The following is a 25,759-nucleotide window of genomic DNA, read 5'->3' as shown; positions in this document are numbered from 1 at the left end:
TGCCGTGATGTTCGGTCTGGTCCCACTCTGGTGGGCGCTCGGCGCCTTCTACCTGGTGTGGCCGCTGTTCGGCGCGCTGCTGCTGGCGTACCTGATTCGTCGGGGCCGGGTCGTGCTGCCGTCCGGTACGCCGTGGTGGTTGGTATTCCTCGCCCTGGCGGTGCTCAGCGCCAGCCAACTCGGCCGCTCCTCCGCCGGACTGAGCCTGGCCCTGCGGCTGGCCTTCCACATCACCGCGCTTGTCGTCGCCGTGTACGTCTACACCGCGGCCCGTGAACTCACGCCCTGGCGCCGCATACTCCGGCCGCTGTGCCTGTTCTGGTTGGCCCTGGTCCTGCTCGGCTGGGTGGGCGTGGTGCTGCCCCAGTTGTCGCTGACCACACCCACCGAATCGCTGCTGCCGGCTGGCATCACCCAGGCACCGTTCATCAACGACATGGTGCACCTGCACGCCTCGGAGTACAGTCCTCGCGCGCTGAATCCGACCTACCGGCCGTCCGCGCCGTACCCGTACACCAACAACTGGGGCAGCACGTACGCCTTGCTGGTGCCGTGCGTCCTCGGCTACCTGCTGTCGGTGCGGACCGGTCCGCTGCGGTTGGTGCTGATGGTCTCGCTGCCGCTGTCCCTGCCGCCCGCGTTCCTCACCCTCAATCGCGGCATGTTCCTCAGCCTGGGCGCCGGCCTGCTGGTGCTGGCCGGCCGCGCGATCCGCCGGGGGCAGGTACGGGTGGTCGGCACTGTGCTGGCGGTGGCCGTCCTGGGTTGGCTGGCCACCCTGCTCATCCCGGTCGGCGAGCTGATCGAACAGCGCACCAGCACCAGCGACACAACGGTGGACCGGGCCAGTCTCTACCGCGAGGTGCTGCGCTCCATCGTCGACTCTCCGCTGCTCGGTTACGGAGCGCCGGTGACCGTCGACACCACCTCGGCCAACGCGCCGGTCGGCACCCAGGGCCAGTTCTGGCTTGTCATGTTCAGCCACGGTATCCCCGCGCTGTGCTGTTTCGTCGCCTGGTTCGTCGTGGTGGCCGCCCGACTGGCCCGGGCTCGGTCGGCGGCCGGCCAGTGGCTGGCCGTCGTGCCGGTCATCGGGCTGGTGCAACTGCCGTTCTACGGACTGAACTTCCACAACCTCTCCGCCGCGTTCTTCGCCGTGGGTCTGGCCCTGGCCGCCGTCGACGGTCCGGTACGCCGGGAGGCGCACCTGCCGGCGGGAGGCCGGTGGGCGTCGGCCCGCCGCACAGGGACCGCGGCCGCCGCCAGTTCCCCGACCGGCGCGGTGACCTCGGTGTCGGGAGCGGGGCGGTGACCGCCGCGCCGGTCGCCGGCATCGAGGTGCGCCGCAGCGCCCGCAGCGGCGCGCTCGGTCTGATCGGGGCCGCGGTCAGTGGACTGTTCGGCTTCCTGCTCGCCGTGGTTATCACCCGCGGTTTCGGCGCCGCCGGGGCCGGTGGCCTGTTCGCCGCGATCGGCGTGCTCACGGTGGCGGCCGCGGTCTGCTGCCTCGGCGCCGACACCGGTCTCATCTGGGCGATCGCCCGCCGCCGGCTGGGCGCCGGTGGGGACGCCGCCCGCCTGCTCCCGGTGGCCCTGCTGCCGCCGGTCGTGTCGGCCTGCGCGGTGGCAGTCGTCGGGGTGCTGGCGGCCGACCGGCTGGCACCGGGACTGCTCGACGCGGCCGGTCGGCAGGGACCGCTGCTGCTGGCGGTCGCCTTCGCCGCCGTGCCGCCGACGGTCGCCATGACGGTGCTGCTGTCCGCGGTGCGGGCCAGCCGGACCATCGGGGCGTACGTCGGCATCCAGTTCCTGTTGCTGCCGATCAGCCGGCCGGTCCTGGTGGCCGCGGTGGCGCTGCTCGGCGGTGGCCTGGTCGCCGGTCTGCTGGCCTGGGTGCTGCCGATCGTGGTCGCGATGCTCGCCTGCGCGATGCTGGTCCGCGGACCCTTGGGGGTCGGCGCGGGCGCCTCGGTGCGGCCGACGGTCGCCGACTGGCGGCCGTTCTGGGGATTCGCCCTGCCGCGGGCGCTGTCGGCCGCGATCGACACCGGCGGCATGTGGTTCGGCGTGCTGTTGACCGCCGCGCTGGCCAGCCAGGCGGACGCCGGTGTCTTCGGCGGAGTCGGGCGCTACGTGCTCGCTGGCCAACTGGCCATGCAGGGGCTGCGGGTGGCGGTGGCACCCCAGCTGGCCCGGTTGCTGGGTGCGGGCCGGACCGCCGAGGCGCTGACCGTGCACCGGCAGACGACGGTGTGGGTGGTGCTGCTGTCCTGGCCGGTCTACCTGCTGTTGGGCATCTTCGCGCCGGCGTTCCTCGCGCTGTTCGGACCGGAGTTCGACGCGGGTGGCCCGGCGCTCGCGGTGCTGGCCGCCGCGATGCTTGTCAACGTGGGCCTCGGCAACGTGCAGACGTTGCTGTTGATGTCCGGCCACAGTGGCCGGCACCTGCTCGCCACCGCCCTCGGGTTGGCCACCACGCTGCTGCTCGGTTCGGTCCTGATTCCGGCGTACGGGGTGACCGGCGCCGCGTGCGGCTGGGCCGCCGGCATCGTGACCGAGAACGCCGTCGCGGCGGTCGCGGCGTCCCGCGCCCTGCGCCGCTCGGTGCTCAGCGGACCGGCGCTGCGGGCGGCGGGTGGCGCTCTGCTGGTGGTCGGTGCGGTGGCGGCGGTGGCGGTCGCCGTGGCGGGTGGTCCGGCCGGGGGCGGCCGGGGAACGGCGGGCCTGGCAGTGGCCCTGGGCCTGTTCGCGATGGGTGCGGTGGCGGCGCTCGGTCGGCGCCGCGTGCGGCGGTGGCTGCGCCGCACGGTGCGCGAGCTACGTCAGGACGGATGACGAAACCGATGGGGAGGACCATGACCACGTTGCGGGACCGGGTGAACCGGGCGGCGCCGGCCGGAGTGCGGGATCAGCTAAAGGACGTGCTCGTGCGGTACGGCGAGCGGACCAGCGACCGCCGGCCGCTACCGGACTTCCTGATCATCGGCACCAAGCGCGGCGGCACCACATCACTGTGGAACTACCTGATCCGGCATCCGCTGGTCCCCCGGCTGTGGCCGGCCTGGAACACCAAGACGTCGCACTATTTCGAGGAGAACTGGCACCGCGGTGAGCGGTGGTACCGGTCGCACTTCCCGACCGACCGGCGCCGGGCGGCCCTGCGCCGACGCTACGGCGCCCCACCCCGCGCCGGCGAGGCGGCTCCGCTGTACATGTTCCACCCGCTGGCGCCGCGCCGGGTGCACGACCTGATGCCGGACGTACGGCTGATCGTCCTGCTGAGGGATCCGGTGGAGCGGGCCTATTCGCACTGGAAGGAGCGGCGCACGGAGGGCACCGAACCGCTCGGTTTCGCGGCGGCGCTGGCCGCCGAGCCGGAGCGGACCGCCGGCGAACGGGACCGGCTGATCGCCGATCCGAGCTATGTCAGCAACGCCTACGACTGGTACACCTACCGGGCCCGGGGGCGGTACCTGGAACATCTCGAGCCGTGGCTGGATCTGTTCGACCGCGCGCGGGTACACATCCTGCCGAGTGAGTCGCTGTACCGCGAGCCGGCCCGCTGCTATGCCGGCGTGCTGGAGTTCCTCGGCCTGCCCCCGCACAACCTGGGCCGGTACGAGGTGTTCAACGACCGCCGCTCGGCGCCGATGGATCCGACGGTCCGCGCGGATCTCGAAGCGTACTTCCGCCCGCACAACGCGGCCCTGCGCGAGCGGCTCGGCATGCGCTTCGACTGGTCGTCGTGACGGCGCCGGTAGCCGCACCGGACCCGCGGGACCGGGCGGACGGGCTCGGTTGGGTGACCCGGGCGGTGTTCGCGGACGCTCGGCTGCGGGTGGGGATCGGCCCCATCGAGGAGGCGGCTATGCGGTTCGCCGTCGTCCCCTCGGTTCGGCGGGCCCGGTTCCTGCTGCCGCTGGCGGGCCGGCCGGTGGCCGCCGCTGCCCTGCTGGCCTACAACGCGCTGCGGCCGACACCGGTCCGGCTGGCCCGCGCCGCGGTGGGGGCGGCGGCCCGGCTCGGCGCGGCCCGGCTGGCCCCGTTTCCGATGTTGAGCATTGCCGTGCCGGCGGGCGTGGATCCGACCGAGGTGTTGTTGACGCACCGGCTGACGGCGGCGCTGGGCGGTGAACGCCTGCACGCGGCGATCGGGGTCCGGCCGCCGGACCCCAACCGCAAGCCGACCCTGCAGCTCTTCGACGACGGGGGACGTCCGCGCGGGTACGCGAAGATCGGCTGGAACGGCGCCACCCGTGACCTGGTGCGTGCGGAGGGCGCCACCCTCACCCGGCTGCCCACGGCGCCGGTCGATCCCGCGTACCCCCTGGTGCCCCGCCTGTTGACGACGACCGAGTGGGGTGGTCAGCAGGTGGCGGTGATCGCACCGTTGCCGCCCGACGTGCGTCGGCTGGCCGACCCGCGGAGTCCGCGGCTCGCGGCGATCCGGGCGGTGTCGCGGGGCGACGCCGCCGAGGCTGTGGTCCGACCGCTGGCCGGATCGCCGTTGCATCGCCGGTTCGCGGCCGCCGCCGCTCGGGCCGCCGCGGTGGACCACGGACGGTGCGCCCGGGCGGTGACGGCGCTTGTCGACCGGTGCGGGCGGATGCCGATGGAGTTCGGCTGCTGGCACGGCGACTGGGTGCCGTGGAACCTGGGACAGCTCGGGGATCGGCTGGTGGCCTGGGACTGGGAACACGCGGGGACCGGCGTACCGCTCGGCTTCGACCTGGTCCATCAGGCGTTCCAGGAGGCGCTCGTGGTGGCGGGCCGGCCGGTGGACCGTGCGGCGCGGGCGGCCGAGACGGCGGTTCGGCGGTACGGTGCGGAACTCGGCCTGGACCCGGCGGTGGGTACGGCGGTGGTGGACGCCTACCTGATCGAGATGTGGTTGCGAACCTGGCGGTTGGCCGTGGGCGGCGCCGGGTGGAATCCGGCACTCCATCCCGGGCTGCTCGACCTGCTCGACAGCCGGCTTTCGTGATCCATTCCCGAATGTGCCGGCGTCGCGGATCCCGGTTACGGCGACCGGTCCGCGATTTCCGCGATGCCCGAGAGGATCTTTTGTTCGGAGTACGAAGAAATGGATACGAGAAACCCGCTCATTGACCGACCCGCGAACCGCCGGTCGTCCGCGATTCTGCATGAGGCGGTCCGCAGTGGACCGTCGACCCCGCCGTGCCTGTGAAGAAGGCCGGTTTCGATATGGTATTTGTCGCGCCAAGGGGGACGAGTGGCACAGTTTTCCCGGATTCCGAGAGACGCCGACCTGCTGCTGGTCGGCTCGAGCGGTGGCCATCTGGCCCAGCTTCTGGCCCTGCGATCGTGGTACCGGGACTGGGGCCGGTGCTGGGTCACCTTCGACACACCCGACGCCTGCTCGTTGCTGCGCGACGAGGAGGTGGTCTGGGCCCACCACCCGACCACGCGCAATCTGTGGAACCTGGCCCGCAACGCGGTGCTGGCGCTCCGATTGTTCCGACAACGGCGTTTCGCCGCGGTGGTGACCACGGGCGCCGGCGTCGCCGTCCCGTTCGTCGCGCTGGCCCGGCTCCGTCGCATTCCGACCGTGTATATCGAGGTGTCGGACCGGATCGACACCCGCACCCTCACCGCCCGGCTGTGCCGGCCTTTCCTGTCGGCGATGCTGGTGCAGTCCGAGGAGCAACGCCGGCTGTACCCGGGCGCGACCGTCGTGGGGCACCTGCTGTGAGCGTGCCGACGCCGACGGGTGCCGCCGTGCTGGTGCTGGTCGGCACCGATACGCACCCGTTCCACCGGCTGATGGACTGGCTGGAGCGCTGGTACGCCGGCCGCCGGGACCGCCCGACGATGACCGTGCAGTACGGCCGGAGCCGCCGACCGCTCATTCCGGGCGCCACCGCCTTCCTCGCACATGACGACCTCGAACGGGCGATCACCTCCGCCCGGTTGGTGGTTACCCACGGTGGCCCGGCGACGATCGCGGAGACCCGGGCGGCCGGCCGGCTGCCGATCGTGGTGCCCCGGGATCCGGCCCACGGCGAGCACGTGGACGAGCACCAACTGCGGTACGCGGCCCGTCTCGCGGCCACCGGGGACATCCACCTCTGCCGGTCCGGCGGCGAGCTGTCCGCCACCCTGGACCGGGGTCTCGCCGCCCCGGCGACGTTCCGGATCGACCCCGTGGCCGAGGCGACGCGGCAGGCCGCCCGGACGGCGGCCGCGGCCCGGGTGGGCCGGATCGTCGAGGACCTCGTCCGGGCCACGACGCGGAGCCGGCGGGGTGCCCGGTGAGCGGCACGTACCCCGGTGCCGGCGAGGCACCCGAGCGGTCCACCAACGCCCCCGAGCGGTCCGGTCCGGCGCCGACCGTCAGCGCGGTGGTGCCCACAAGGGACCGGCCCGAGCTGCTGGCGCGGGCGATCCGCGGCATCCTCGACCAGGACTATCCCGGCACCATCGAGGTGCTCGTCGTATTCGACCGGTCCGAGCCGGATCCAGGGCTGGAGACGATCGACGGTCGGCGATCGGTCCGGGTGCTGCGCAACGACCGGACTCCCGGACTGGCCGGTGCCCGGAATACCGGCATCCTGGCCGCCACCGGCGACCTCGTCGCGTTCTGTGACGACGACGACGAATGGCTGCCGGGTAAGCTGGCCGCCCAGGTGGCGGCGCTCGACGACGGTGCCGCCGAGCTGGTTTGTTGCGGCATCCGGGTCCGGTACGCCGACCGGGAGGTGGATCGGGCGCTCGCTACCAGCCGGGTCGCGTTGGCCGCGCTGCTGCGGGACCGGCTCACCGAGCTGCACCCGTCCACGTTCGTGATCCGCCGGAACGCGCTGCTCGACGGCATCGGCCTGGTCGACGAGGAGATTCCCGGCAGCTACGCCGAGGACTACGAATTCCTGCTGCGGGCCGCCCGCCGTCGTCCCCTGGCCAACGTTCCGCGGCCGTACGCGCTGGTCCGCTGGCATCGTCGGTCCTATTTCGCGCAACGGTGGGGCACCATATCGACGGCACTCCAGTGGTTGCTCGACCGGTATCCCGAGTTCGCCAGCCAGCCGGCCGGGGCCGCGCGGGTTTCCGGTCAGATCGCCTTCGCGAACGCGGCGTCCGGCGACACCCGGAGCGCGCTGCGCTGGGCCGGCCGCACCCTGGCGCGCAATCCCCGGGAGCCACGCGCCTACCTGGCGCTGGCGGTGGCGAGCCGGGCGGTCCGGGCCGATGTGGTGGTACGCGCGCTGCACCGGCGCGGCCGGGGAATCTGACCGCGCGCGGAGGCCCCTTCTGCCGTACGACACAAGGGGCCTCCGCGCGGTCAGCGTCGCCAGACCCGCACGTAGTCGACCTGGAAGTCGGCTGGCAACCGCGTCGCCGCGTCCGGATCACCGAGCCATCCGCCGACCTGGAAATTGATCCGCAGGTGGAACGGGCGGCTGAATGCCTTGTCGAACCAGGACGTGGTGGTGCGGTCCCGCTTGTAGACTTCCCGACCGTCGATGTACCAGCGCAGCACGCCCGGTTCCCACTCCGTGGTGTACGTGTGGAACCCGTCGCCGGGATACCCGTTGGGCAGGTTGCTACGGTTGTCCTGTTTGATCGGCGTGTAGTCGTAGAAGATCGCCTGAGTGGCGCCCTTGTACCAGTTGGCGCCGCCGGGCAGCTCCACAACGTCGATCTCCCCCACCCCGCCGTCGTCCGGCCGCATCCAGAACGCCGGCCACAGTCCGGTGGAGCCGGTCGGAGTGTTGGGCGACTTGGCCCGGATCTCGAACCGGCCGTAGGTGAAGGACGCCTTGCCCCGGGTGTCCAGGTACGCGGTGGTGTAGGCGCGTCGCTCCGAGCCGCAGCTGTATCCCTCCCGGTGGGCCCGCAGGGTCAACATCCCGTCGCGGACGAACACGTTGTTGTCCCGGCTGGTGATGCAGGCCCGGTCATAGTCCACCCAGCTGTCCCGCGCAGTCCACTTCCGAGTGTCGAGGCCGCTTCCGGAGAACTCGTCCGACCAGGCCAGGCGCCAGCCGGGAACGGTCGGGCCGGCGGTTGGAGAGGTGCTCGGGCCACCGGTCGGGGCCGGGCGCGATGGTGCCGTGGTGGTCGGCCGCGGGCTGGTCGAGGCGGATGGTGGCGCGGGCCGGCTCGGCAGGGCGGCGGACGGGATCGGGCTGGCCGTCGGGCTTGGTAACCCACCGGACCCGTCGTAGGTGATTGTGAGTTCCGGCCGGATCTCCGAGCGCCGGTTCTCCCGCGACGCCCAGTAGACGCGGCTGTTGTGGGTCTCCTGGCGCAGGGTGAACGTGTAGTCCCCGTTGCCCGTGACGGCCACCGACACGTCCCACTCGTTGAACCCGCGCACGACATCGTCCCGCACGGCCGTGGCCGGCACCCGCAGGTCCGGTCGAACGGCGACGACGCCGGGACCGTCCGCTGCGGAACTGGACGGGAAGACGGCCACCCGGGCGGCCGTGGCGGTCCAGGCGTGCAGCCGCAGCCGGGCACGGATGTTGCCGGCCGTCGCTGGCAGCCCGGTCACGGTGAACCGCACCACGGCGTCCCGCCAGCCGCGCGGATTTCCGTCGCAGAGCTGGGGGCAGGTGGCGAGGGTGGTTTTCACGCCGTTGTCACCGTCCTGGACCACCTGTGTGGCGGTCGTGTCGGCGACGGCCACCACAGTGCGGCTGCCCGAGTCGTCGGCGAGCAGGGGCAGGGTGGTGGCGAGCAGGGCACCGACGGCAACGGTGCCAACAAACAGGTAAGCGATGCGCTTCCGGGCCATCTGGTCACTCCTCAGTGGCTGGTCCCCGGCGGACGCTACCCGGCGAAGCAAAGTGATCACGGCCCGTACACCCCCTTCTAACGCATGCTTAAGCCGAATTTAAGGGCCGGCGGCAAGGGCGGAACCGGGTCGTGTGACGATCGGCGTCATGCGGATGCGCAGCGTTCACGACCGGGCGGAGTTGGCGGCGCTGCTTCGTCGGGACCCGGCGCGGCACGCGTACCAGCTCGGTGACCTGGACGACTTCTTCTGGCCCTACACCACGTGGTACGCGCGTGGCGACTCGGTCGCCCTGCTCTACCACGGCGTCGACCCACCGACCCTGCTGCTGTTCGACGACCCGGCCGGTCCCGCGGGCGAACTGCTCGACGACCTGTCGTCCCTGCTGCCGACCCGGTTGTACGCGCACCTCTCCCCCGGTCTCGACTGGCGGCTCGCCCGCCGGTACGACCTGACCCCGGGTGGACCGCACCTGAAGATGGCACTCACCGAACCCGCACGGCTGGCCTCGGCGCTGGCCGAGGGGTCCCCGCTCACCGCCGCCGACCTGCCGGAACTGGCCCGGTTGTACGAAGTGTCCTATCCGGCCAACTGGTTCGATCGGCGGATGTTGGAGACGGGACAGTACGTGGGCGTCCGGCGCGACGGTGAACTGGTGGCGGTGGCCGGGGTGCACGTCTGGTCGCCGGTCTACCGGGTGGCGGCGCTGGGCAACATCACCACCCATCCAGCGCACCGTGGGCGGGGCCTCGCCGGCTTGGCGGTGGCGGCGCTCTGCCGGCGGCTGGCGGCCACCGTGGACCATGTGACGCTCAACGTCCGGGCGGACAACGCGGCGGCGACGGCGGTATACCGCCGGCTCGGTTTCACGACGGTCGCCCGGTACGCGGAGTTCGCCGCGGTGGCCCGGGCCGAGCCGTCCGGGGCGGGCGAGCCGGCCTGGGCGGGCGAGCCGGCCGACGACGCCACGCCGGCCGAGGTGGCGCCGGCGGCTTCCGGTCAGGGCTTGCGTCCGACCGCGCCGTAGACGGCCGCGTCCGCGTCGCTGGGCCGGGAGCCGGATTCGTCCTCGGGCCGCCACCGGGCCACCGTCTGGATGCCAGGTTCGACCAGTTCCAGCCCGTCGAAGAACCGACCGAACTCGTCCCGGCTCCGGAATGCCATGACGCCGTGTGGCCCGCCAGCCACGCCGAACTGGCGGGCCTGGGCGGCGAACTCCGGCGGCATGAAGTCGGTGGTCACATTCGACGCGGCCAGGTAACTGCCGGCGGGCAGGGCGTCGAGCAACCGGCGGACGATCGCGTACGGCTCCTCGCTGTCCCGGACGAAGTGCAGCACGGCGATGAGCATGAGCCCCACCGGCTCGGTGAGGTCGAGGGTGCGGTCCAGGTCCGGATGCTCAAGGATCTTGTCGGGCTCCCGCAGGTCGGCGTCGATGTAGGCGGTGGCGCCGTCCGTCGAGCTGGTAAGCAGCGCGCGGGCGTGCGACAGCACGATCGGATCGTTGTCCACATAGACCACCCGGGACCGGCTGTCGACCGCCTGAGCCACCTCGTGCGTGTTGTCCGCGGTGGGGATCCCGGTGCCGATGTCCAGGAACTGCCGGATGCCGGCGTCGCGGGCCAGGAAGGTGACCGCGCGGCGCAGGAACCGCCGGTTTTCCACGGCCGCCGTGCGCACCGCCGGGAACCGGGCCGCGATCTCGTCACCCGACCGCCGGTCGGCCTCGAAGTTGTCCTTTCCGCCCAGCCAGTAGTTGTACCGGCGGGCCGGATGCGCCACGCTGGTGTCGATCCGGTCGGCGCCACCCCCGTGCTCGTGCACGTATGTCCTCCCCAGTGGTCTCGTTCGGCTGAATGGCGGCTCAGCCGACCCGTTCGTAGTCGCGCAGCACCTGCTCCAGGATCTCGGTCGTCCGCTCGGGCGGCTCGGCCTCGACGCAGACCCGTTCGATGGCCGCCGCGTAGTGGTCGATGTCGTCGCGCTTGTCCAGGTAGAGCGCGCTCGTGAGCTGCTCGACGTAGACGACGTCGGGCAGGTCGGCGTCCGGGAAGCGGAGAATGCTGAACGCCCCACCGGCCGCGGAGTGTCCGCCGGCGGCGAACGGCATCACCTGCAGTCGTACGTTGGGTAGTTTGGTGGCCTCGATGAGCGCGGTGAGCTGGGCGCGCATGACGTCCACCCCGCCGATCGGTCGGCGGAGCGCGGCCTCGTCGATGACAGCCCACAGCCGTGGGGCCTCGGACCGGCCGAGCACCCGTTGACGTTGCAGGCGGAGGGTCACCCGGCGTTCGATCTCGGCGGCGTCCGCGCCGTCGTGACCGAGCAGGATCACGGCCCGGGCGTACTCCCGGGTCTGCAGCAGGCCGGGGACGAACTGCACCTCGTACGTCCGGATGAGGGCCGCGGCGGCCTCCAGCCCGAGGTATGCCTGGAACCAGCCCGGCAGCACGTCACCGTAGCGGTGCCACCAACCCGGATTGTTTGCCTCCCGGGCCAGGGCCAGGAGGCTGTCGCGCTCACCCTTGTCGGTGACGCCATAGAGCGTGAGCAGGTCGGCGACGTCACGTTCCTTGAATCCCACCCGGCCCAACTCCATCCGGCTGATCTTGGATTCGGAAGCTCGGATCTCCCAGCCGGCGGACTCGCGGGTGACACCACGGCCCTCGCGAAGACGACGCAGTTGAGCGCCGAGGAGCATGCGCAGCACGGTGGGGCCCGTGGCCGACCCAGTGCCGGACTGTTCCGTCGCCACCCACGACCTCCGCCTGCCAATCGATTCGGAACTGGCCCCCCGGCACCACTGACGCGTAAGCATGCCATGAACCGACAGTGAGGCGAAGACCTCCACGGGAACCACCGACGAACGGACCACCCCACCCTGTCGATCTAGTGGAGGACGGTCGGCGGGATCGGCGACCGTCCTCCACGGACGCCCGCGCCTCACGACGGTGGGCCGGGCACGTGTCTCGCCGGTCAGGCGACGAGGTTGTCGAAGTCACCGTCCCGCACGCCGAGGAGGAACGCGGTGATCTCCTCGATCGTGTAGATCAAGGCGGGACCGTCCGGGTGGCGGGAGTTGCGGACCGCGATGCCGGAGCCGTCGGGCAGCCCGGCCATCTCCACACAGTTGCCGCTTGGATTGCTCCGCCGGCTCTTCTGCCAGGCCAGGGGCGGCAGTTCGGTGGTGGGCACGCCGTTCGGTAGCTGCTGCATTGGAGCCTCTCTCGAAGGCCCGCACGTGATGCGGTTGCCGAGGGCGGGGAGGAACCGCGGCTCGCCAGTCGCGCGGGCAGATGCACGTGCATCCGCTATTGCATCTGCAATGGACGCGGAGCATGATAACCCAGTACGGATGTACCCGTCCCATCACTTCTAGTGATGAAAAAGGGGGCATCACCAGGCAAAACGTCGACATCGATCGACGTTTGGAAGGGGGCAACCATGGTGGAGCCCTTGACCCTGTTGGCCGCCGCGACGGCCGCGACGGGTCTCTGGGCCGCCTACCGGATGCGGTGCCGTGCGATTCGGGCGGAAAGCCGCCTGGCTGGCCTCGCCGGCCAGCTCGAGGCCGCCCGGCATGCCGCGAACCACGATTCCCTCACCGGTCTGTACAACCGACGGGGATTTCACCAGCGCGGCGAGGTCCTGCTCACCGACCGCACCCAGTTCCCCATCCTGGCCATCGTGGTGGACCTCGACGCGTTCAAACAGGTGAACGACGCCTTCGGGCACGCCGCCGGCGACCGGGTGCTGACCACGATCGGCCGGCGGCTCACGCACTTCGTCGGCGATGGTGCCGTGGCCCGGCTCGGTGGCGACGAGTTCGCCGCGTTGATGGGGAACGTGCCGGTCGATCCGGGCAGTCGCGACCAGGCCCGCAAGCGGCTGGCCAGCCAGCTCGGCGCCCCCATCGAGATCGGCGGCGAGGCGGTCCGGATCCACGCCTCGATCGGCTTGGCCCCGGTCACCGGCCCCACTCGGCTGGCCGAGGCTCTCGCGCTTGCCGACACCGACATGTACCGCACGAAGAGCCTCACCTCGGCAGCATCTCTTCCCCTCGACAACGCCAGCATCGCGGAGGTGTGACCGTGTCCCTGCCCACCGTCGAACCCGGACAACGCGACCCCGGCAAGCTCGCCCCGACCGACAGCTACCGACCCTCGGACCGGGTCTGGGTGCACCGTGGCAGCGCCTGGTGCGCCGGCGTCGTGGAGACAGCCTCGGCCCGCGCAGCGACGGTGCGCTACCGGCCGGCCAGCACCCGCGGGACCGCGGTGGACACCGTCACCGCCTTCTACCTGGCGCGCCGGGCGGAGGCGGACCCGCTGCTCGACAGCCGGTGACGCCGGAGCGGCCACCTCACGTGCGGCCGCCCCGGTGCCATCACGGCACACCAGCTTCGCTCCGGCGCCCCTCGCGTGGCGGGCGCAGGGCGGTGGACCGGCGACTTCGACGGAGTACGCCGGGCCACCGTCCCAGGCGGCGCGGACCGGGCCTCCCCCCGCCCGGTCCGCGCCGCCCTTGACGGGTCAATCCCGCACCGGCCGCTTGAGGTGATAGCGGAACACCTCGGTGGTGCCCTGGAGGTTGTTGACGTCCTCGGCGGCCGAGACCAGCTCCCACCCGTCCGCGCCCACCCGGTTGAGATGCGAGATAGCGGTGTCGCCGTAGGCGGTCACGTCCAGCCGCGACCCGTCCGGGCCGTACCAGTGATAGCTGAGCCCCCAGGAACTCCCCTCGGCCTGTCGGCGGCGGACCAGCAGCGCGTATTCCCATCTGACCATCGGCCCATTATGGCGGTACGTGTTGGTCCACTGTGCCTGGTGTCACCACCGGTCCGGTCGGGTCGACGCCTCGCACCCGCACCGCGCCCGCCAGTCGACGCCCTCGCACCCGCGTCGCGCGCCAGCGGACACGTGTCGCACCCGCCCGGATGAGCGGATGGTGAACGGTTGATTTCGTGGCGGATGTGCGACAGCCTTGATCGCGTCCCGCCCACCCGGCGACACGCGTCGAGGAGATGAGGTCGTGACGGAGGAGAGTCCGCGGATCGCCCGTCTGCTGCGGGAGCTGTCGACCGGACGCCGGGGGGTGGTCGACGAATTCTGGCGGGACGTGACCGCGACGGGCGCCCCCCTGGTCGAGGACGTGCGGGACGGCGAGGCGTTGGTCACCTTCCTGTGGCGGGGCGAGGCCGCGGAGACCGCGACCTACTGGGGCGTGGACGTGCCGCTGCGGCGGATCGAGGGCACCGACCTGTGGTACGGCTCCCGGCGGCTCCGCACCGACCTGCGCACCATCTATCTGGTGCGGCACCGGGGCTTCGCCATCCCGACCGACGTCACGGGCGTCGGGCCCACCCACGTCGACCCGCTGAACCCGCACCGCCTGCTGTTCCCCGCCGATCCGGCCGATCCGCACGACCGGAACTACTGGATGTCCCTGCTCGAACTGCCGGCGGCCCCCACCGAGTCGTGGAGCACCCCTCGCCCCGGCGTTCCTCGCGGCCGGCACCGGCAGACCAGCCTGCGCAGCACCGCGCTGCGCTGCCGGCGCCGGATCGGCGTCTACCGCCCGGCCGGCGCCGGAAACGAGCCGTTGCCGTTGCTTGTGGTGTTCGACGGCCACATCTCGCGGGCCGTCCTGCGCATCCCCACCACGTTGGACAACCTGATCGCGGCCGGTCGGATCCCGCCCACCATGGCGTTGTTCGTCAGCGCGCCCAGCGGCGGCCGCCGGGACCGGGAACTGCGCCCGGGTCCCGCGATGCGGCACTTCGTCCTGCACGAACTGCTTCCGTGGGCCCGTCGCCGCTGGCGGATCAGCGCGGACCCCGGTCAGCGAGTGATCGCCGGCGCCTCCCTGGGCGGGCTCACCGCCGCCTATCTCGGCCTCATCGCGCCGGACGTCTTCGGCGCCGTGATCGCGCAGTCCGCCAGCTTCTGGTGGCCGGCCCCGCCCACCGGCCGGGAGCCGCAGTGGCTCACCCGGGAGTACGCCCGCCGGCCGGCACAACCGGTTCGGCTGTATCTGGACGTGGGCGATCACGAGACGAACGCGTACTGGGGCGACGGTCTTGATCAGGTGTCGGTGAACCGGCGGTTCCGGGACGTCGTGGTCGAGCGCGGGTACGACGTGACGTACGCCGAGTACACCGGGGGGCACGACTACGTCAACTGGCGGCGCACCATCGCCGACGGTCTGGTCGCCGTCCTCGGCGGTCCAGGCACGCCGGGCACCGGCGACGCGGCCCCCGTGCGGCACGGTGACGTGCCCGCCCCCGCGGTCCGCGCCCGACGGCACCGGGAGCCGGCGTCGGTCGCGGCGCGCTGACCGAACCTGTCGCATCCCGGGCGTACCGTCGGCGCGTTCGTGTCGCGACTCCGAGGGGATCCGATGAGCGAGCTGCGTGTCACCCGCCACCTGCCCGCCCCGAAGGAACGTGTCTGGGCCGCCTGGACCGACCCGGCACTGCTGGCCGCCTGGTTCTGGCCGCAACGGTTCGCGACCACCGCCAGTGTCGATCCACGGGTGGGTGGCGCGTACCGCATCGAGGGGCCAGGCGGTGGTATCTCGGTCGGCGGTGGCTACCGGTCGGTGGACCCACCGCAGCGGCTCGAGTTCGACTGGCGGTTCGACGGCGACGCGGAGCGGACCCGGGTGACCGTGACCCTCAGCCCCACCGACGGCGGGACCGACCTCGCCATCACGCACACCGGGTTCAGCGACGACGCCGATCGGGACAACAACGTCCTCGGTTGGCAAAGCTGCCTCGACCGGCTTGCCGCCTGGCTGGCCGCTCAGCCGGCCTCCCCCGACTGATGCTTCCGGGCGGCCCGGGCGAACGTGGTGGCACCGCCGGTCAAGGCGCGGCGCCACGGCACCACGCCGTCGATCTCCACCTGTAGGGAGAAGCTGAGGAACGTCCTGATCAACACGATCAGGCCGAGTCCGGCGACGTTGTCCAGCGTCGGCGAGACCGCCACCGTCCGGATGAGGTCCGCCGCGACCAGCACCTCCAGGCCCAGCAGCAGCGCTCCCCCGAACATCTCGCGCAGCCCGAGGTACGCCGCCCGACCTCCGGCGATGCGCCACCGCCGGACGGCGACAACCGCCGACCACACGAGTCCCAGCACGAGTACGCCGATGCCGATCAACTCGAAGGTCTGAGCCACCCGGCCCATCAGCTGTGTGGACGTCTGACCTCACCTCCGCAGTCGACGCTACCGGCCGGGACGGGAGAAGGGGTCCGTTGTCGACGCATCGCCCGGACAGCGGACCCCTTCTCGCGCTGTCAGTCGCGGGCGCCGGGCCGGGGCACCGGCATCGCGGGGGTGCCCGGCGAAATGGGGTTGCCCGTCGGTGGTCGCTCTGCTGCACTCCTTTCGACGGGCCGACCGAGGCAGGGAGAGTGCGATGCGAGCTGCGTTCATGTTCATCCACAGGGGAACCGTCGCCCAGGTAAAGGACATGACGCTTCGTGCACATCGTCAACCTTGGAATTCTCGCCCATGTCGACGCCGGTAAGACGAGCCTGACCGAGCGGCTGCTGCACGCCGTCGGGGTCATCGACGAGGTCGGCAGCGTCGACCGGGGAAGCACCCAGACCGACTCGCTGGCGCTGGAGCGGCAGCGGGGCATCACCATCAAGTCCGCCGTCGTCTCGTTCGCGGTGGACGGCGTCACCGTCAATCTGATCGACACGCCCGGCCACCCGGACTTCATCGCCGAGGTGGAACGCGCCCTTCGGGTGCTCGACGGCGCCGTCCTGGTCATCTCCGCCGTGGAGGGGGTCCAGGCGCAAACCCGGGTGTTGATGCGGACCCTACGGCGCCTGCGCATCCCCACCCTGATCTTCATCAACAAGATCGACCGGGCTGGGGCGCGGTACGCCGAGGTGCTCCGCGACATCGCGGAGAAGCTCACCCCCGACATCGTGGCGATGGGCTCGGCCACCGGCGCGGGCACCCGGGACGCCACGGTCGAGCCGTACCCGGGCACCGACACCGGCTTCGTCGCCCGGTTGACCGAGTTGCTGGCCGAGCACGACGACGCGACGCTCGCCGCGTACCTGGACGGCGGGCCGCCGCCGTACCACCGGCTGCGGTCCGAACTGGCGGCTCAGACGGCACGGGCCGTGGCGTACCCGGTGTTCGTGGGTTCCGCGATCACCGGCGCGGGCGTCGCACCGCTCGTCGCCGGAATCCGGACCCTGCTGCCGGCCGCGGAAGGCGACCCCGACGGGCCGGTGTCCGGGACCGTATTCAAGATCGAACGCGGTCCGGCGGGGGAGAAGATCGCGTACGTCCGGCTCTTCGCCGGCACCATCCGGGTCCGCGAGCGGCTGCCGTTCCGTGGGACGCCGGGCGCCAAGGTGACCGCGCTCGCGGTGTTCGAGCGGGGCGCCGCCGTCCCCCGGCCGTCCGCCGCGGCGGGTCAGATCGCCAAGGTGTGGGGCCTCGGCGACATCCGGATCGGCGACTCGATCGGCGGGCCCGGCGAGGTGCCACCGGCCGGCCCGCCGAGGAGCGACCCACCGGCGGCTGACCGCCGACCGGGCGAACCGGCGGGTAACGGCACGCCGCACTTCTCGCCGCCCACCCTGGCGACCGTGGTGGTCCCGGAGCGGGACGTGGACCGCCTGGCGGCACACGCCGCCCTCAGCGAACTCGCCGAGCAGGACCCGCTGATCAACCTGCGGCAGGACGAGACCCGCCAGGAAATCGTCCTGTCCCTCTACGGTGAGGTGCAGAAGGAGGTCATCCAGGCGACCCTGGCCGACGAGTACGGCGTCCGGGTCGGTTTCCGCGAGTCGACGACGATCTACGTCGAGCGGTTGACCGGTACCGGGGCGGCGGTCGAGTTCAAGGACGGGACCGACAACCCGTTCCTGGCCACCGTCGGGCTGCGGCTCGAACCGGCGCCGGCCGGCAGCGGGGTGATCTTCCGCCTCGGTGTCGAGCTGGGTTCGATGCCGTACGCGTTCTTCGTCGCGGTCGAGGAGACCGTGCGCCAGACCCTCGGGCAGGGGCTGCGCGGCTGGGAGGTGCCCGACTGCCTGGTCACCATGACCCACTCCGGCTACTACCCGAAGCAGAGCCGGATGCACGGCACGTTCGACAAGAGCATGTCCAGCACCGGCTGGGACTTCCGTTACCTGACCCCGCTGGTGCTGACGACCGCGCTGCGGCGGGCCGGCACCCGGGTGCACGAGCCGGTGCACCGGTTCCGGCTGGAGTTGCCGACCGAGTCGTTCGCGGCGGTGATGCCGGTGCTGGTCCGGCTCGGCGGCACCGTCGACGAGACGGAACTCCGTGGCTCCGGATACCTGCTGACCGGGGACCTTCCGGCCGCCCGGGTGCACGACCTGGAACAGCGGCTGCCGGCGCTGACCAGTGGCGAGGGGACACTGGAGAGCACGTTCGACCACTACCAGCCGGTACGCGGCCCGGCTCCGGAGCGGGAGCGCTGGGACCACAACCCGCTGAACCGCAAGGAGTATCTGCTGCACGTGCTGCGCCGGGTGTGACGCCTCAGGTTGACCGGTACTCGGTGAACACCGCCTCCAGGGTGCGGCGGGCCCAGGTCAGCTTCTCGGTGTCGCCGTCGTGGGCCAGCACGATCAGGGCCTTCCACAGGGTCCAGCCGCGACCGCGAGCCCAGGTGGCCTGGTCCACCGCGAGCGCGTCCCGGAACGCCGCCCGGGCGCGGCCGGAGAACATCGTCCAGGCGGCGGTGACGTCGCAGGCCGGGTCACCGACGCCGGCGCAGCCGAAGTCGATGACGGCGGCCAGCCGGCCGTCACGGACCAGCAGGTTGCCGACGCCGACGTCGCCGTGGAACCACACTGGCGGCCCGGTCCAGGTGGCCTCCAGGGCCGTCCGCCAGATCTCCAGGGCCAGCTCACCGTCGATCCGTCCGGCGAGCGCCGCGACGGCCTGCCGGGTGTCCTCGTCGTACGTCGTGAGAGGGCCGCCCCGCCACGCGCTGTGCTGCCCGGCCGGCGGGCCGTCGCTCGGGTCGATCCGACCCAGGGCGGCCAGGAATCCGGCCAGGTCGGTGGCGAACCGGATCGGATCGGCGATCGTGGCTCGGGCGGCCGGCTCGCCGTCGAGCCATCGATAGACCGACCACGGGTACGGGTAGCCCGCACCGGGATTCCCCCTGGCCACCGGCTCCGGGATGGGCAGCGGCAGGTGCGGGGCGAGCACCGGCAGCCAGCGGTGTTCCTTGTCGACCTGCGGCACGTACCCGGCGGCGCTGGGCAGCCGGACCGACAGGTCGGCGCCGAGACGGAAGGTGCGGTTGTCCCAGCCGTCGAGGTCGACCGGGCGCACCGGATGCTCCGCCCATCCCGGGAACTGCGCGGTGACCAGCCGCCGGACCAGGGCCGTGTCGATCTGCATCCGGCTCAGCCTGCCGCCGGGGGGCCGGACCGGCAACCGGTTATGGACAACCGCCCGGTGCCGACCGCTCGTCGTCAGCCGGCCGGTCGAGGACGGCCAGGGACGCCGTGGCGCGCTCGATCGTGTCGCCGGCCCCGACGGCGAAGTCGCGCAGGTGCCGACGGAACTCGTGGTCCGTCGATCCGGCCGCCCCGGCCGGCAGGAACCCGGCGTTCTCGAGGGTGACCAGGCCGTGCAGGTGACACCACTGTTGGCGAGCCATCGACCAGGGCTCGACCGACCGGTAACGACCGGCATCGACGCACCGGGCGACCGAGTCCCGGGCCATCCGCAGGGTGTACCGACCGATGGTGCGGTCCTCCTCGGACAGCGCGAATCCCGCGACGGTCGAGCCGCCGAACATCACGGCGTACAGGTGGGGGTCGGCTAGCGCGGACCGCCGGTACGCGGCGGCGAACAGGTAACTGTCGGCCACCGGATCCGCTGTCTCCGGTACGGCGGCGAGGCGATCGGCGAGCCGGGCGAAGCCCTCGTGGATGACCGCCCGCACCACGCCCGGCATGCCGCCGAAGTGGGTGTAGACGGCCATCGTGGAGGCGCCCGTCTCTCTCGCCAGGGCCCGCGCCGTCAGCGCGCGCGGGCCCTGTTCGGCGAGCAGGCGGGCGGCCGTCTCGACAAGGTGGCCGGCGAGTTCCGCGCGGTGAGTCGATCCGGGTCTTGACACGACGCCATCATAACGCTGTTATTGACATAACAGCGTTATGAAGGAGGCGACATGCCGCCATTGCTCGCTCGACTGGCTCCCCGGATCCCCCGGCTCGCCGAGGCCGGCGGTTCCGACACCGGGTCGGTCGCCGGCCGCGGCGAACCACTCCGGCTGCTGGTCTTCGGTGACTCGTCCGCCGCCGGGGTCGGCGCCACCGATCACCGGGAGGCGCTGGCCGGACAGGCGGCCGGCGCCATCGGCGCGTTGACCGGCAGGGCGATCTCCTGGCGCGTGGTGGCCCGCACTGGCGCCACCGCCCGTACCGCCCGCCACCTGGTCGACCAGATCACCGATCCGCACACCCGGTGGACGCCGGACGTGATGCTGGTGGCGGTCGGGGGGAACGACGTGATCAGCCTGCGCCGGCCCGACCGGTTCCGGCAGGACGTCGAAGACCTCGTGGCCCTGCTCCGGCGCCGCGCGGGCACCCCGGTGCCGGTGCTGCTGGCCGGGCTGCCGCCGATCCACCGGTTCCCCGCCCTGCCGGCGCCCGTGCGGTGGATGTGCGGCCGGTACGCCAGCCGGCTCGACCGGCGGCTCGCACAGGTCGCCAGGCGGCAGCCCGGCATCGCCCACCTGCCGGTCAGCGGGCTGCCGGTTCGACCGGACTTCTTCGCCACCGACGGCTTCCACCCGGGGCCGGTGGGCTACCGCGCCTGGGCTCTGCTGCTCGCCGCCCAGGCGGCGTCCGTTCTGGAAACGCTCCCGACCCGGGATGTCGCGGAGGGCGCCCGGACCTGAGCCGGGCCCCGGCGTCGGCACGGCCCCAGCCTTGACACCCGGCGGTCACCGGTCCAGTCTCCAGTGGCCGGGTCCGGGGACAGAGGAGTGCCAGGGTGAAGATCGTCGACGCGCGCGTCATCGTGACCTGCCCGGGGCGCAACTTCGTGACCCTGAAGATCATTACCGACGAGGGGGTGACCGGAGTCGGCGACGCCACCCTGAACGGCCGCGAACTCGCCGTCGAGTCGTACCTGCGGGATCACGTCGTGCCGCTGCTGATCGGGCGCGACCCGGCCCGCATCGAGGACACCTGGCAGTACCTCTACCAGGGGGCGTACTGGCGGCGCGGGCCGGTGACGATGAGCGCGATCGCCGCCGTGGACACCGCGCTGTGGGACATCAAGGGAAAGGTCGCCGGCCTCCCGGTCTACGACCTGCTCGGCGGCCGATCCCGGACCGGTGTCACCGTGTACGGGCACGCCAACGGCGAGACGATGGACGAGATCCTGGTCGAGGTGGCCCGCTACCTCGACCTCGGCTACCGGGCGGTGCGGGTGCAGAGCGGGGTGCCGGGCATCCCGAGGACGTACGGCGTGAGCGCCGACAAGATGTTCTACGAGCCGGCCGACGCGGCGCTGCCCACCGAGACCACCTGGTCGACCGAGCGCTATCTGGCGCACGTCCCGTCGGTGTTCGCCCGGGTCCGGGACGAGTTCGGGCCGGACGTACGCCTGCTGCACGACGTGCACCACCGGCTCACGCCGATCGAGGCGGCCCGGCTCGGCCGCAGCCTGGAGCCATACGGGTTGACCTGGATCGAGGACCCGGTCCCCGCGGAGTTGCCGGAGGGCTTCCGGATCATCCGCCAGCACACCACCACGCCCATCGCCACCGGCGAGGTGTTCAACACGATCTGGGACGCCGCCCAGCTCATCCGGGAACAGTTGATCGACTACATCCGGATGACAGTGGTGCACAGCGGCGGCATCACCCACCTGCGGCGGGTGTTCGACCTCGCGGCGCTGCACCACGTCCGCAGCGGCTCGCACGGTGCCACCGACCTCTCCCCGGTCTGCATGGCGGCGGCGCTGCACCTGGACATCGCGATCCCGAACTTCGGGTTGCAGGAGTACATGCGGCACACCCCGGAGACCGACGCGGTGTTCCCGCACGAGTACCACTACGAGGACGGTTACCTGCACCCGGGTGACGCACCGGGGCTCGGCGTGGACATCGACGAGGCGGCGGCGGCGCGCTACCCCTACGCTCCCGCGTACCTGCCGGTGAACCGGCTGACGGACGGCACCCTGCACCCCTGGTGACCACGTCTGCCGTCAGGCGGGCGTCGGGTATTCCGTCAGCGGCTCATCGCAACCTCCCGTTCGACGCGCGACAGTTTCTCGGGATTGCGTACGGCATACAGACCGCTCACCCTGCCGTCGTCGATGCGGACCGCGACGACCGTGTCCACCTCGCGGCCGTCCCGGAAGATCAGCGCGGGGTGGCCGTTGATCTGCGCCCACTGCGGCGACATGGCGACGATCCTGGCCCACCTGGCGGTCAGCACGCGGGCCACCTTCTCGGCACCCACGATGGGCCGCAACACCGCCTGGCGGAGCCCGCCACCATCACCGAGGAACACCACATCCGGCGCCAGGATGTCGAGCAGCTGCCGCAGATCGCCCGTCTCGACCGCCCGCTGGAACGCCTCGATCGCGTCCCTGGTGCGGGCCGGCGACACGTCCCCGCGCGGTCGGCGGGCGGCCACGTGCGCCCGTGCCCGGTGGGCGATCTGCCGAACCGCGGCCGGACTCTTGTCGACGGCCTCCGCGATCTCGTCATAATCCAGGTCGAACACCTCCCGCAGCACGAACACGGCCCGCTCGACCGGCCTGAGCGTCTCCAGCACCATCAGCATCGCCATCGAGACGCTCTCGGCCAGTTCCACGTCCTCCGCCACGTCCGGCGACGTCAACAGCGGCTCGGGCAGCCAGGGACCGACATAGGACTCCCGGCGGCGGCGGAGCGTGCGGATCCGGTCGAGCGCCTGGCGGGTGGTGATCCGCACCAGGTACGCCCGCGGGTCCCGCACCGTGTCCAGGTCGACGCCCGCCCACCGCAACCAGGTCTCCTGCAGGACGTCCTCCGCGTCGGCGGCCGAGCCGAGCATCTCGTAAGCCACGGTGAACAGCAGGTTGCGGTGGGCGACGAACACCTCGGTGGCCGACCCCATCGGGCCGTCACCGGACAACTCCCCCGCCGCACCCGGTCTTCCCCCGCCCATGGCTCACTCCCTTCTCGTCGCCCTCGGCCGTGCCACACCTCCAGACGTCGGTCACCGCCGTCGCGTGACACGGTCGCCACCGTGGGCCAGGTCACACGGCCGGGCCGTCACAACGAGCCGGTCGCCGGCCTCTTCATGGCCGTACACCGCTGAGGAGGTTTTCATGAGTCTGCACGTCGTCCTGTGGATCGTCACCGGACTACTGGCCACCGTCATGTTGATCAGCACGTCGAAGATGTTCGTGCCAAGGGAGAAGATGGCCGCCATGGGCGGGCGCGCCTCGGCCTGGGTGCTCGACTTCAGCCCCGGCGCGCTGCGGGCCATCGGAGCCCTCGAACTGCTGGCCGCCGTCGGCCTGATCCTGCCCGCCGTCCTCGACATCGCGCCGATCATGGTGCCGGTGACGGCCACCTGCGTGGCGGTGCTGTTCGTCGGCGCGACAGCCATGCGGCTGCGTCGGGGCGAGCGGGCGACGATCGTGCCCGACCTGGTCTACCTCGCCATGGCCGTCTTCGTGGCCTGGGGTCGGTTCGGTCCCGAGCCGTTCACCGGCTGACCATGGTCCGCGCGGGCAACGGGCACTGTCGGGCGTACCGCCGCAGTTCGTCGAGGGACAGGTCGAACGGGGCCATCGGTCCCTCCAGCCTTGCCGGATCCGGCGAAATTCTCGGGAAGGTTAGCACGCCCAATCGGTGATGAACGGTCTCCTCGACGTCGGGTCCATCCAGGTCGGAAGGTTTGTCGGGAAAGCCGTCCGGACCTCGGCCGGCCCTACACACCGACCGGCAAGACCTTGACACATACCGATACCCCTCCTAAGTTTCCCGACACGGATTACGGTCCTGTTCCGAAAGTTTCGGGGCTCGTTACCGGCGGCATGTCGGCAGCACGAAGGGGCCGAGGATGAGCGTCCTGAAGACAGCGGAGCCGGCCCCGGACGACACGCCGATCCGCCGACCGGCACCGGCGGCGCCCACCGCCCGCCGCCGCGTCCACCGCCGATCCTGGCGGCAGGCGCTGCGCCGGGACTGGCAGCTCTACTCGTTGGCGGTACTGCCGCTGCTGTTCTTCGCGATCTTCCGCTACCTGCCGATGCTGGGCAACGTCATCGCGTTCCGCCGGTTCCAGCCCGGCGGGAGCCTCTTCGGCGAGTACTGGGTGGGGCTGCGCTACTTCCGGATGTTCCTCGCCGACCCCAAGTTCTGGGACGTGTTCACGAACACCGTGGTGCTGGGCACACTGACCCTGCTGTTCTGCTTCCCGCTGCCGATCGTGCTCGCGCTGCTGCTCAACGAGATCCGTACCCGCACCGTCAGGCGGTTCGTGCAGTCGGTGTCGTACCTGCCGCACTTCCTGTCCATCGTGGTGGTGGCCGCCATGGTGGCCGAACTGGTGTCCGTCAACGGCACGGTGAACCAACTCGTCCAGGCCATGGGCGGGGACCCCACCCCGTTCCTGCAACGACCCGACTGGTTCCGCGCCATCTACGTCTCGTCGGAGGTGTGGCAGACCGTCGGCTGGGGCACGATCCTCTACCTCGCGGCGCTGACCACGATCGACGACAACCTCTACGAGGCGGCCCGGATAGACGGCGCCAACCGGTGGCGCCAGACCTGGCACGTGACGCTTCCCGGCATCCGGCCGACCATGATGACGCTGCTGATCCTCAACATCGGCACGTTCATGACGGTCGGCTTCGAGAAGGTCCTGCTGCTGTACAACCCGTTGACCTATCCGACCTCCGACGTGATCTCCACGTACCTGTTCCGGATGGGCTTCGAGTCCAGCAACTTCAGCTATGCCGCCGCGATCGGCCTGTTCGAGGCGGTGATCGGGCTGACCCTGGTGTTCGGTGCGAACGCCATCTCGCGCCGCACGACGGGAACGAGCCTGTGGTGACCACCGCCCCGCCGACGCGGCGGACCGGTCGTCCGCGGGGTCCCCGGCCGACCCGTGGTTACCGGGTGTTCCAGGTGGTGAACGGGGTCATCCTCACCGGCGTCGTGGTGCTGACCCTGTATCCGTTCCTCAACATCGTGGCCCGCTCGCTCAGCGACGAGGCGTACATCATCGCGGGCCAGGTGAGTCTCGTCCCGCGCGGATTCAACCTGACCGCGTACGAGCTGCTGATGTCCGACTCGACGTTCTGGATCAACTATCGCAACACGGTGGTGTACACGGTCGCCGCGACGGTGATCTCGATCGTGCTCACCACCTGCTACGCGTACGTGCTGTCCAAGTCCGATCTCAAGGGCCGCGGGTTCCTGGTCGGGCTCGCCGTGTTCACCATGTTCTTCACCGGAGGGCTGATCCCCAACTACGTGCTGGTGACCAGCCTGGGCATGAAGAACACCATCTGGGCGGTCGCCGTACCGAACGCCATAAACGTGTTCAACCTGCTGGTGATGAAGGCGTTCTTCGAAAGCCTGCCCGGCGATCTCGAGGAGGCGGCGGCCGTCGACGGACTGAACACGTACGGCATCCTGCTCCGGATCGTGTTGCCGCTGTCGAAGGCGATCATCGCCACGATGGTGCTGTTCTACGCCGTGTCGTTCTGGAACTCGTGGTTCACCGCGTTCCTCTACCTGGACCAGCAGGACATGTTCCCGGTGACCGTCTATCTCCGCAACCTGCTCGCCGGCGCCACCGGAGCGGAGAACGTCGGCGCCATCGCCGAGTCGGACGAGGTCCAGGCCGAGGCGACGCTCAAGGCCGTGACCGTCGTCCTCACCACCCTGCCCATCCTCGCCGTCTACCCCTTCGTCCAGCGGTACTTCGTCTCCGGGGTGCTGCTCGGCGCGGTCAAGGGTTGACCTGCC

27 protein-coding genes are annotated in these 25,759 nt (G+C 71.4%); 18 read left to right on the top strand and 9 right to left on the bottom strand.

All coding sequences use genetic code 11. The features are described from left to right. Positions 1 to 7 precede the first annotated feature (7 nt). The 7 genes from ACFQUZ_RS11670 (at position 8) to ACFQUZ_RS11640 (ending at position 7,250) form a co-directional block, all read left to right on the top strand. Entirely contained in the window at positions 8 to 1,312 is a 1,305-nt protein-coding gene (locus tag ACFQUZ_RS11670) for an O-antigen ligase family protein (protein WP_377441123.1), read from the top strand. Then, the gene (locus tag ACFQUZ_RS11665) at positions 1,309 to 2,835 is read left to right on the top strand and encodes a lipopolysaccharide biosynthesis protein (protein WP_377441121.1); all 1,527 of its coding nucleotides are present in this window, start codon (positions 1,309 to 1,311) and stop codon (positions 2,833 to 2,835) included. Before ACFQUZ_RS11670 ends, ACFQUZ_RS11665 begins: the two co-directional genes overlap by 4 nt. A gap of 20 nt (positions 2,836 to 2,855) precedes the next feature. Beyond that, positions 2,856 to 3,749 carry a sulfotransferase domain-containing protein gene (locus tag ACFQUZ_RS11660; RefSeq protein WP_377441119.1) on the top strand — a complete coding sequence of 298 codons (894 nt, stop codon included), beginning with the start codon at positions 2,856 to 2,858 and terminating at the stop codon, positions 3,747 to 3,749. Further along, positions 3,746 to 4,984 carry a hypothetical protein gene (locus tag ACFQUZ_RS11655; protein ID WP_377441117.1) on the top strand — a complete coding sequence of 413 codons (1,239 nt, stop codon included), beginning with the start codon at positions 3,746 to 3,748 and terminating at the stop codon, positions 4,982 to 4,984. Before ACFQUZ_RS11660 ends, ACFQUZ_RS11655 begins: the two co-directional genes overlap by 4 nt. A 249-nt stretch (positions 4,985 to 5,233) precedes the next feature. After that, the gene (locus ACFQUZ_RS11650) at positions 5,234 to 5,713 is read left to right on the top strand and encodes a UDP-N-acetylglucosamine--LPS N-acetylglucosamine transferase (RefSeq protein WP_377441116.1); all 480 of its coding nucleotides are present in this window, start codon (positions 5,234 to 5,236) and stop codon (positions 5,711 to 5,713) included. 26 nt (positions 5,714 to 5,739) lie between these two features. Beyond that, the gene (locus tag ACFQUZ_RS11645; RefSeq protein ID WP_377441142.1) at positions 5,740 to 6,276 is read left to right on the top strand and encodes a glycosyltransferase; all 537 of its coding nucleotides are present in this window, start codon (positions 5,740 to 5,742) and stop codon (positions 6,274 to 6,276) included. Next, the gene (locus ACFQUZ_RS11640) at positions 6,273 to 7,250 is read left to right on the top strand and encodes a glycosyltransferase family 2 protein (RefSeq protein ID WP_377441114.1); all 978 of its coding nucleotides are present in this window, start codon (positions 6,273 to 6,275) and stop codon (positions 7,248 to 7,250) included. Before ACFQUZ_RS11645 ends, ACFQUZ_RS11640 begins: the two co-directional genes overlap by 4 nt. A 50-nt stretch (positions 7,251 to 7,300) precedes the next feature. On the opposite strand, the gene ACFQUZ_RS11635 is transcribed toward ACFQUZ_RS11640, so the two are convergent. After that, on the bottom strand, positions 7,301 to 8,758 hold the full coding sequence (locus tag ACFQUZ_RS11635; protein ID WP_377441112.1) for a family 16 glycosylhydrolase: 1,458 nt from the start codon (positions 8,756 to 8,758) through the stop codon (positions 7,301 to 7,303). Between the two features lie 148 nt (positions 8,759 to 8,906). Here ACFQUZ_RS11635 and ACFQUZ_RS11630 point away from each other — a divergent pair, with 148 nt between their 5' ends. Continuing rightward, a complete protein-coding gene (locus ACFQUZ_RS11630) occupies positions 8,907 to 9,785 on the top strand; it encodes a GNAT family N-acetyltransferase (protein WP_377441110.1) in 879 nt (292 codons plus the stop codon). Here ACFQUZ_RS11630 and ACFQUZ_RS11625 read toward each other — a convergent pair. The 3 genes from ACFQUZ_RS11625 to ACFQUZ_RS11615 form a co-directional block, all read right to left on the bottom strand. Beyond that, positions 9,758 to 10,582 carry an SAM-dependent methyltransferase gene (locus ACFQUZ_RS11625; protein WP_377441108.1) on the bottom strand — a complete coding sequence of 275 codons (825 nt, stop codon included), beginning with the start codon at positions 10,580 to 10,582 and terminating at the stop codon, positions 9,758 to 9,760. The genes ACFQUZ_RS11630 and ACFQUZ_RS11625 overlap by 28 nt on opposite strands. A gap of 40 nt (positions 10,583 to 10,622) precedes the next feature. Beyond that, entirely contained in the window at positions 10,623 to 11,459 is an 837-nt protein-coding gene (locus ACFQUZ_RS11620; RefSeq protein ID WP_377441106.1) for a helix-turn-helix domain-containing protein, read from the bottom strand. A gap of 275 nt (positions 11,460 to 11,734) precedes the next feature. Then, complete coding sequence (locus ACFQUZ_RS11615; protein WP_377441103.1) at positions 11,735 to 11,974, bottom strand: DUF397 domain-containing protein; 240 nt, start codon at positions 11,972 to 11,974, stop codon at positions 11,735 to 11,737. A 228-nt stretch (positions 11,975 to 12,202) separates the two neighbouring features. Here ACFQUZ_RS11615 and ACFQUZ_RS11610 point away from each other — a divergent pair, with 228 nt between their 5' ends. Both ACFQUZ_RS11610 and ACFQUZ_RS11605 read left to right on the top strand, forming a co-directional pair. After that, on the top strand, positions 12,203 to 12,847 hold the full coding sequence (locus ACFQUZ_RS11610; RefSeq protein ID WP_377441101.1) for a GGDEF domain-containing protein: 645 nt from the start codon (positions 12,203 to 12,205) through the stop codon (positions 12,845 to 12,847). Positions 12,848 to 12,849: 2 nt separating this feature from the next. After that, positions 12,850 to 13,104, top strand: coding sequence for a hypothetical protein (locus ACFQUZ_RS11605; RefSeq protein WP_377441099.1), 255 nt, complete (start codon positions 12,850 to 12,852; stop codon positions 13,102 to 13,104). 186 nt (positions 13,105 to 13,290) lie between these two features. Here ACFQUZ_RS11605 and ACFQUZ_RS11600 read toward each other — a convergent pair whose 3' ends face one another. After that, positions 13,291 to 13,545 (bottom strand): hypothetical protein, encoded by a 255-nt coding sequence (locus ACFQUZ_RS11600; RefSeq protein WP_377441097.1) that lies wholly within the window; start codon positions 13,543 to 13,545, stop codon positions 13,291 to 13,293. A 244-nt stretch (positions 13,546 to 13,789) separates the two neighbouring features. Here ACFQUZ_RS11600 and ACFQUZ_RS11595 point away from each other — a divergent pair, with 244 nt between their 5' ends. Further along, complete coding sequence (locus ACFQUZ_RS11595) at positions 13,790 to 15,094, top strand: alpha/beta hydrolase (RefSeq protein ID WP_377441095.1); 1,305 nt, start codon at positions 13,790 to 13,792, stop codon at positions 15,092 to 15,094. Positions 15,095 to 15,157: 63 nt separating this feature from the next. Continuing rightward, positions 15,158 to 15,583: an SRPBCC domain-containing protein gene (locus ACFQUZ_RS11590; RefSeq protein ID WP_377441093.1), complete on the top strand. Its 426-nt coding sequence runs from the start codon at positions 15,158 to 15,160 to the stop codon at positions 15,581 to 15,583. Here ACFQUZ_RS11590 and ACFQUZ_RS11585 read toward each other — a convergent pair. Continuing rightward, positions 15,562 to 15,945 carry a DUF1622 domain-containing protein gene (locus ACFQUZ_RS11585; RefSeq protein WP_377441091.1) on the bottom strand — a complete coding sequence of 128 codons (384 nt, stop codon included), beginning with the start codon at positions 15,943 to 15,945 and terminating at the stop codon, positions 15,562 to 15,564. The genes ACFQUZ_RS11590 and ACFQUZ_RS11585 overlap by 22 nt on opposite strands. Positions 15,946 to 16,241: 296 nt before the next feature. Between ACFQUZ_RS11585 and ACFQUZ_RS11580 the strand changes: the two genes are divergently transcribed. Continuing rightward, complete coding sequence (locus ACFQUZ_RS11580) at positions 16,242 to 18,290, top strand: GTP-binding protein (RefSeq protein ID WP_377441089.1); 2,049 nt, start codon at positions 16,242 to 16,244, stop codon at positions 18,288 to 18,290. 4 nt (positions 18,291 to 18,294) lie between these two features. Here the strand turns inward: ACFQUZ_RS11580 and ACFQUZ_RS11575 are convergent, their stop codons facing one another. Then, positions 18,295 to 19,167 carry an aminoglycoside phosphotransferase family protein gene (locus ACFQUZ_RS11575; RefSeq protein WP_377441087.1) on the bottom strand — a complete coding sequence of 291 codons (873 nt, stop codon included), beginning with the start codon at positions 19,165 to 19,167 and terminating at the stop codon, positions 18,295 to 18,297. Between the two features lie 40 nt (positions 19,168 to 19,207). Next, the gene (locus ACFQUZ_RS11570) at positions 19,208 to 19,891 is read right to left on the bottom strand and encodes a TetR/AcrR family transcriptional regulator (RefSeq protein ID WP_377441085.1); all 684 of its coding nucleotides are present in this window, start codon (positions 19,889 to 19,891) and stop codon (positions 19,208 to 19,210) included. 51 nt (positions 19,892 to 19,942) lie between these two features. On the opposite strand from ACFQUZ_RS11570, the gene ACFQUZ_RS11565 reads away from it, so the two are divergent. Both ACFQUZ_RS11565 and manD read left to right on the top strand, forming a co-directional pair. After that, complete coding sequence (locus ACFQUZ_RS11565) at positions 19,943 to 20,674, top strand: SGNH/GDSL hydrolase family protein (RefSeq protein WP_377441083.1); 732 nt, start codon at positions 19,943 to 19,945, stop codon at positions 20,672 to 20,674. A 95-nt stretch (positions 20,675 to 20,769) separates the two neighbouring features. Then, complete coding sequence (manD, locus tag ACFQUZ_RS11560) at positions 20,770 to 21,978, top strand: D-mannonate dehydratase ManD (protein ID WP_377441081.1); 1,209 nt, start codon at positions 20,770 to 20,772, stop codon at positions 21,976 to 21,978. Positions 21,979 to 22,013: 35 nt separating this feature from the next. On the opposite strand, the gene ACFQUZ_RS11555 is transcribed toward manD, so the two are convergent. Then, on the bottom strand, positions 22,014 to 22,940 hold the full coding sequence (locus tag ACFQUZ_RS11555; protein ID WP_377441079.1) for an RNA polymerase sigma-70 factor: 927 nt from the start codon (positions 22,938 to 22,940) through the stop codon (positions 22,014 to 22,016). Between the two features lie 163 nt (positions 22,941 to 23,103). Here ACFQUZ_RS11555 and ACFQUZ_RS11550 point away from each other — a divergent pair, with 163 nt between their 5' ends. The 3 genes from ACFQUZ_RS11550 (at position 23,104) to ACFQUZ_RS11540 (ending at position 25,753) form a co-directional block, all read left to right on the top strand. Further along, positions 23,104 to 23,496, top strand: a complete 393-nt coding sequence (locus ACFQUZ_RS11550; protein WP_377441077.1) for a DoxX family protein — start codon at positions 23,104 to 23,106, stop codon at positions 23,494 to 23,496. A 347-nt stretch (positions 23,497 to 23,843) separates the two neighbouring features. After that, the gene (locus ACFQUZ_RS11545; RefSeq protein ID WP_377441075.1) at positions 23,844 to 24,839 is read left to right on the top strand and encodes an ABC transporter permease; all 996 of its coding nucleotides are present in this window, start codon (positions 23,844 to 23,846) and stop codon (positions 24,837 to 24,839) included. Continuing rightward, complete coding sequence (locus ACFQUZ_RS11540) at positions 24,836 to 25,753, top strand: carbohydrate ABC transporter permease (protein WP_377441073.1); 918 nt, start codon at positions 24,836 to 24,838, stop codon at positions 25,751 to 25,753. Before ACFQUZ_RS11545 ends, ACFQUZ_RS11540 begins: the two co-directional genes overlap by 4 nt. The last annotated feature ends 6 nt before the right edge of the window (positions 25,754 to 25,759 follow it).

Origin of the sequence: Plantactinospora sp. GCM10030261, assembly GCF_042666615.1 — a bacterium.
Classification (GTDB): Bacteria; Actinomycetota; Actinomycetes; order Mycobacteriales; family Micromonosporaceae; genus KBS50.
Note: the sequence above shows the minus strand (reverse complement) of the source record. Positions and strands in the feature narration are given on the sequence as shown.